Raw genomic sequence first — 6,461 nt, 5'->3', positions numbered from 1 at the left:
ATCTAGCGCGGAACTCATCGTGGAGCGGGTGGTAGCACCTAATGAAGACTCCGAATACATTAGCGCAAACCAACCTCGTTATCGGAAATATCATTTGCAATAACGAGGCGGACCATACATTTTTATGAGCCAGGCGGCACCACAAGCCTTACACACTTTGTAAAGATCTAATGCTACCAACTCACTAGAGCATTAATTATAGTGTGCATTTTAGAGATCACAGCCACTATTAATATGACTCAACGCGCCACATTTTTAATGTATGTAAGCCTATTTATGCTGCTGTTTTCACAGCCATTATCGGCTCAATCCCCCACGCTCAAGGCGCAAGACACCGCTCTTAATAGCCACTATCAGAGCATGATGCACGCCTTCAATCATTTAGATATTAATCGCATTGCCGCGCTCTATCACCCTGATGCTATCTATATGCCTGAAAAAGCCACGCAGGGGATATTTAACAGTAAACTCGCAATCGCTCAGCATTATCAAGAGTTCTTCGATAAAGTCATTCGTAACCGTGCCAGTGTTGAGATTGATTTTAGGGTCACTAGTCGCCAATACCTCACGGACTCCATTACGGATATGGGATACTTTTTAATAAAATACTCCCCGGCCATCGATACTGGTGATGCGCCGACACAGTTTGCAGGTAAGTTTTTATTTCAATTTGTCTCTGACAATGACCAGTGGGTGATCAAAGCTGAAGCGACATCGCAAGCAACGCCGGAGTTATATTATCAGGCCATGCCACAACAAAACTGGTATTATGGTGTGAATAATTTACTGGTATCTATCCCTAACTCGCTATGATAACGCCTTCCCTTTGTTGCTGTGGTAGTGGTCATCACTACCAAGCATGTTGCCTTCCCCTGCACACAGGTATCTCTCGCGCAACGTCACCGTTGCAACTCATGCGCTCGCGCTATTGCGCTTTTGCGATGGCAGAGTTTCGCTATATATTAGACACTACCCATCCTGATTATTTAGGTGATCTCACTCTCGAAATATTGGCTCAAGATCCGGTGCATTGGTTGAGTTTGGCCATAGAAAATCATGGTGAAGAGGCCAATACTGGCTGGGTTACTTTTTGTGCTTGGTATCGCGCGCAAGATGATATCGATGCCATCCATGAGCACTCCCAATTTATCCGTATTGATGAGCAGTGGTTTTATACTCAAGGACAACATTTACCGGTTAAGTACCCCCAGCGCAACCAACTGTGTGTGTGCTTAAGCGGTAAGAAAAGTAAACAATGTTGTTTAAAATAAGCCGCAATGTATGGGGAACTGCCGCCTCAGTCGATAACGGGCTTAAGCCGGTGGTTTTTGATAAAATCAGTAAAGTCAGCATCCCTGAGCGCTGGGCTGTATAAAAAGCCCTGCGCTTGATGGCACAGATTTGCGGCTAAAAATGCCTCTTGCTCAGTGGTTTCAACCCCTTCAGCCGTTAATGAAATATTTAATGCTTTTGCCATCGCAATGATCGCACTGACGATTTCTCGACTTTCACGACTGGAACTAATATCTGAAATAAACGAACGGTCGATTTTAAGTTTGCTGATAGGAAACTGTTTCAGATAGCGCATCGAACTATAACCAGTACCAAAATCATCGATAGCTAAACCGACACCAAGTTCAGTGAGTTCCTTACATAAATTGGTGGCGTACTTGATGTCTTCCATCAATTCAGTTTCAGTGATCTCTAAAATTAAGGTCCGTGGTGCTAAATGGTATCTCGTCATTAAATGCCAGACTTGTTCGAATAGATTGCCGCTAAAGAACTGTCTTGCAGAAACATTGACATGCATAGATAGCTGCAGGCCTTTATGCTGCCACAGATTCAACTGCCGACAAGACGCCTCTAATACCCAGGCACCAATACTGGCAATTAAGCCGGTTTGTTCGGCAATATCGATAAAGCTGTTAGGGTACAAAATCCCTTTACTCGGATGATGCCAACGTATCAGAGCTTCTGCGCCAATATAGCGTTGTTCTTGTAAGTCCATTAAGGGTTGATAATACAATTCAAATTGACGTCCGCGGATCGCTAGCTGTAATTCACGTTCGATATCCGTATCATTTTGAAAGTTCGACAGCAGATCTTTAGTAAAAAACTGAATTGACTGGCCTTGCTTGCGTTTAGCGTGTTGCACGGCAATATCAACACAAGTCATCGGCGACATCACATCAAGAACTTCAGCTAAATTCACCACAGCTAATGCGGGTTTGGGTGTCACTTGCTCTCGGCCAATCTTCAACACTTGGCTAAGATGCGCCAACAGTTTGTGTGCCAATATCTTAATATCAAATGACAGCTTCACTTCATTAATGAACAAGGCAAATTCATCAGATCCCACTCTAGCGACCTGATTGGCACCGTAAATTTCGGCGAAACTACGCAGCCGCCTTGCCATTTCAATCAGTAAATTATCCCCTTGATCGTGCCCATAGGCATCGTTAAAACGTTTAAAACCACGTAAATCTATTAAAATCAGATAGCCTTGCTGGCAGTGCTCTAAGGTACGATTAAAGTATGACCGGTTATATAAATTGGTGAGACTACAACGCCACGCTAATCGTTCGAGTTCTGAACGAATAAAATGATCACGGGAATTATCCAGTGCCGTCACTAACGCGAAAGGTTTGCCGCGCTCGGTGACAAAAGGATGGATATGGTATTGCAGTATATATTTTTTACCGTCTTCACGCCGTAATGCCACCTCCCCTTTACTGGCGTTACCATTACGTAAGTCCGTAATAATATTGTCGCCAAGTTCCGGGTATTGTTTGAAAAAACTAAGTTGAGAAACTTGGTTTCCTATGACTTTGTTTGCCGACGTGCCGGTGATCTCACCGTGAGCACGATTAACATAACTGATGGTTAAGCTCAGTAAATCGACCAACATGGTAATTTGGTCTGACTGCGCTAACGCACTTCTAAATAAAGTCAGTAATTCTTGTTGTTGGTAGCTTTGCTGTGTTGCCAAGGTCAAGGCCAGTTGATCCGCCAGTTGACAGACAAAATTGGTTTCTTTTTCCTGCCAAGCGCCGCGAGAGTGCATTCGTTCAAGACAAATCACCCCCTCCAAATGACCATTGATGCGTACCGAGACATCAAGGGATGCCACCACGCCTCGGGGCATAAAATAGTTAGTCGCTAAATCTTGGGAGCAAGGTGACGTCGCAATATCATTGGTGACAATTAAGCGGTGATCGTATAACTGTTCGAGGTAATGGGGCAGAAGATCTAAGTGTTTAGGACGTATCAGTGCGGGATTAACCGCAGGCGTGTCATGTAAATATCGTAGGCAAATAGGATATTGTAAGGATTGATGATTATCAAACGCCCAAATACTAATGCAATCAACAGCCAGCTGTTCGCTTAACGCGTCGGCAATTAATTCGGCGGTTGCCAAAAAATCACCTCGCTTTTTTGCCGGTGAATTAACCACGGACTCAACGACTAACTGAAAATTACGCGTTTTCACCCTATTCCCTAAATCCATTTTTATCAGCATCGCTGATTATTTATTGTTATTAATAACTGCAATAATATTTACATAAACGCTATATAACTAATAAAAGAGTAACTGAATCATTGAGATAAAAACAAGAAGAGATTGCATGCAATGGCTCAATTACTCTTATACTACAATAAGTTATAAATTGTTACAGCCCATGCTGCAGTTGGAAGATCATTTTTTCAGCACTGATCCCAAATGTTAGGGTTAGTGTGACTTCCTCTTTGTCACTAATCATGTTCACTTGTACATCCGCAAAGCGTTCTTGGGCACTGCTGGATAAATATAATGCCCGCTCTTCACTAACATTCAGTTGTAAAACATTATCATCGGCATCGATAACTGAACCAATATCAATATAACTACCACAATCAGTACAAGTATCATTAACCGCTTGCGACTGAGCTTCACGTATTGATTTCATAATCTTTCTCTTTGCTAAAATTAGTCAAACCTATTATAAGTCTCGCGGCATGACACACCAAGCATTACTCGACTTATATCAGTGAATTTATCATTAATCGCTGTGCTTGCAGTTGATCGCATAAATGTGGCGGTTCAGGCATCTGCTGGTGAGTGTCACTGTGGTGTAAACAGCGATGTTTCACGCTATGGCTGCAATTTTCCAGTACTGTCATTAATTCGGCATCCACTGCGCCGCCATAGACTAATGGTTCAGCGAGCAAGCTTTGGCGTAAATAAAAGCCTGCGGCAGAATCACTAAAAAACGCCTGACTATGATCCCAACAGGTCTCGAGTGCCATATTCACCGTTAAAGGTTGCCGCCCAGGCACATCGAACTCACGTCTAAGTGTTTCATCGACTGACAGATCTTGTGGACTAAATTGCGCCATATCGCGCACATCGGCAGACAGTAGGCTTAATAATAGAGCAAACTCGCCCCGCCGCTTCGCTGCTATCGCATCGTTTAAGCGGCTACCTAAATGTAATTCATTGATGATATTGGCATCAATCTGCATAAAAAAACATCACAGAAACAAGTCGTTGTTAGTTAATCGACCAGATGAGCAATAACTTTAATATTATTTTCAAATCGAGCCTTTACAAGCCAAAGGTTTATGCATACTATTCACGCCGCAATTGAGAGGAGGGGTTCCCGAGTGGCCAAAGGGATCAGACTGTAAATCTGACGGCTCAGCCTTCGAAGGTTCGAATCCTTCTCCCTCCACCATCAATTGTAACAATATAAGACCATTAAGAAAGGGAGGGGTTCCCGAGTGGCCAAAGGGATCAGACTGTAAATCTGACGGCTCAGCCTTCGAAGGTTCGAATCCTTCTCCCTCCACCATCTTTCTTACATCTTATGCCTGTTCGTGGAGGGGTTCCCGAGTGGCCAAAGGGATCAGACTGTAAATCTGACGGCTCAGCCTTCGAAGGTTCGAATCCTTCTCCCTCCACCATTTTTACCTGTGTCAGTATTGATACAGTTAACTTCTGGCCAAGAAGTTAAGTTCAACATCAAAAAATAGATATATTGGAGGGGTTCCCGAGTGGCCAAAGGGATCAGACTGTAAATCTGACGGCTCAGCCTTCGAAGGTTCGAATCCTTCTCCCTCCACCATCTATCCCTCTCTTTTACTGTGTTAACTCCCTAGTTATTTTCAACGTGTACATCTGCAACTAAGTTATTTATCATGCCTGTCTTCTATAATAACTAAGGCAACTCCCTATCATGACGCAAACTTGGGTAAAGCATGCCATTGCAAAAATCGAAGCTGACTTCCAACGCAGTGCCGACACACACCTGATCAAGTTGGATATCCCCGCACTCAACAACATTGATATCTATCTCAAAGATGAAAGTACTCATCCAACGGGAAGTTTGAAGCATCGCCTCGCCCGCTCGCTTTTTCTCTATGCGTTATGTAACGGCTGGATCAAGGAAGGTACCCCGGTTATTGAATCATCCTCTGGTAGTACGGCAGTGTCGGAAGCCTATTTTGCAAAATTGCTAGGATTGCCTTTTATTGCCGTGATGCCGAAATCCACCGCCAAGAAGAAAATTCAACAAATTGAGTTCTATGGTGGCCAGTGTCATTTTGTTGATCACAGCAATCAAATCTACGCCGAGTCAGAACGGTTAGCTACCGAGTTAAATGGCCATTATATGGATCAATTTACTTATGCTGAACGTGCCACGGATTGGCGTGGTAATAACAATATTGCCGATTCCATCTTTAACCAAATGCAAATGGAACCCCACCCCATCCCGCGCTGGATCGTCATGAGTCCAGGTACAGGCGGCACCTCTGCCACCATAGGTCGATATATTCGCTATCAGCAATTAGACACCCAGCTCTGTGTGGTCGATCCTGAACATTCTGTATTTTATCAATACTTTAATACCGGCGATGCCAGTATAGTGAGCAATGTCGGCAGTAAAATCGAAGGCATTGGTCGTCCGCGTGTCGAACCCTCATTCATTGCAGGCGTAGTCGATAGCATGCTTAAGATCCCAGATGCTGCTGCGATTGCGACCATTCATTGGTTAGAAGGCCTCATTGGTCGTAAAACCGGACCTTCAACTGGCACCAATTTATTTGGCGCTCTCGTGCTTGCCGCTCAAATGCAGCAACAAGGACAAACTGGCAGCCTGGTGACATTAATTTGTGATTCGGGTGAGCGTTATCTCGACACCTATTACAACTGTGACTGGATTAGCGAAAATATTGGCTGCTATCAACATTTTGCAGAAAAAATGGCGCAATTTACTATCCAGGGTCAATTAACCCTCGATCCATGCTGATCCCTTAGGATTGGCTAGATATCTGCTCACAAAAAAGCCCGCGATTGCGTAATGCCGTTCACTTAGTGTGAACGGCATTTTTCTTAGACTTAATGGGATACTTGTTTTTACTCATTTTTAACGCACGTGGATAGGCCCTATCCCGTTTCCCATCAAGCTTGAACTGTCTCG

The 6,461-nt window shown here is 43.8% G+C and carries 6 protein-coding genes and 4 tRNA genes; 7 read left to right on the top strand and 3 right to left on the bottom strand.

Features of this window, described 5'->3' with window-relative positions; translation table 11 throughout:
* The first annotated feature begins 276 nt into the window (after positions 1-276).
* Positions 277-813 (top strand): nuclear transport factor 2 family protein, encoded by a 537-nt coding sequence (locus tag KU855_RS18405; protein WP_218532691.1) that lies wholly within the window; start codon positions 277-279, stop codon positions 811-813.
* Complete coding sequence (locus KU855_RS18400; protein WP_218532689.1) at positions 810-1,271, top strand: YchJ family metal-binding protein; 462 nt, start codon at positions 810-812, stop codon at positions 1,269-1,271. Before KU855_RS18405 ends, KU855_RS18400 begins: the two co-directional genes overlap by 4 nt.
* A gap of 26 nt (positions 1,272-1,297) precedes the next feature.
* On the opposite strand, the gene KU855_RS18395 is transcribed toward KU855_RS18400, so the two are convergent.
* The 3 genes from KU855_RS18395 to KU855_RS18385 all read right to left on the bottom strand — a co-directional run bounded on the left by KU855_RS18395 (position 1,298) and on the right by KU855_RS18385 (position 4,503).
* On the bottom strand, positions 1,298-3,490 hold the full coding sequence (locus KU855_RS18395; RefSeq protein WP_218532687.1) for an EAL domain-containing protein: 2,193 nt from the start codon (positions 3,488-3,490) through the stop codon (positions 1,298-1,300).
* A gap of 181 nt (positions 3,491-3,671) precedes the next feature.
* Positions 3,672-3,947 carry a DUF406 family protein gene (locus tag KU855_RS18390; protein WP_218532685.1) on the bottom strand — a complete coding sequence of 92 codons (276 nt, stop codon included), beginning with the start codon at positions 3,945-3,947 and terminating at the stop codon, positions 3,672-3,674.
* A gap of 73 nt (positions 3,948-4,020) precedes the next feature.
* Positions 4,021-4,503 carry a VC2046/SO_2500 family protein gene (locus tag KU855_RS18385; RefSeq protein ID WP_218532683.1) on the bottom strand — a complete coding sequence of 161 codons (483 nt, stop codon included), beginning with the start codon at positions 4,501-4,503 and terminating at the stop codon, positions 4,021-4,023.
* A 127-nt stretch (positions 4,504-4,630) separates the two neighbouring features.
* On the opposite strand from KU855_RS18385, the gene KU855_RS18380 reads away from it, so the two are divergent.
* The 5 genes from KU855_RS18380 (at position 4,631) to KU855_RS18360 (ending at position 6,290) form a co-directional block, all read left to right on the top strand.
* Positions 4,631-4,715, top strand: a tRNA-Tyr gene (locus KU855_RS18380).
* A 32-nt stretch (positions 4,716-4,747) separates the two neighbouring features.
* Positions 4,748-4,832: transfer RNA gene (locus KU855_RS18375), tRNA-Tyr, on the top strand.
* A gap of 27 nt (positions 4,833-4,859) precedes the next feature.
* A tRNA-Tyr gene (locus KU855_RS18370) sits at positions 4,860-4,944 on the top strand.
* Between the two features lie 76 nt (positions 4,945-5,020).
* A tRNA-Tyr gene (locus tag KU855_RS18365) sits at positions 5,021-5,105 on the top strand.
* A gap of 111 nt (positions 5,106-5,216) precedes the next feature.
* Positions 5,217-6,290, top strand: coding sequence for a PLP-dependent cysteine synthase family protein (locus tag KU855_RS18360; protein ID WP_218532681.1), 1,074 nt, complete (start codon positions 5,217-5,219; stop codon positions 6,288-6,290).
* Positions 6,291-6,461: the final 171 nt, after the last annotated feature.

Origin of the sequence: Shewanella sp. NIFS-20-20 (assembly GCF_019209865.1) — a bacterium.
GTDB lineage: Bacteria > Pseudomonadota > Gammaproteobacteria > Enterobacterales > Shewanellaceae > Shewanella.
This window is presented reverse-complemented; position numbering and strand designations above follow the sequence as displayed.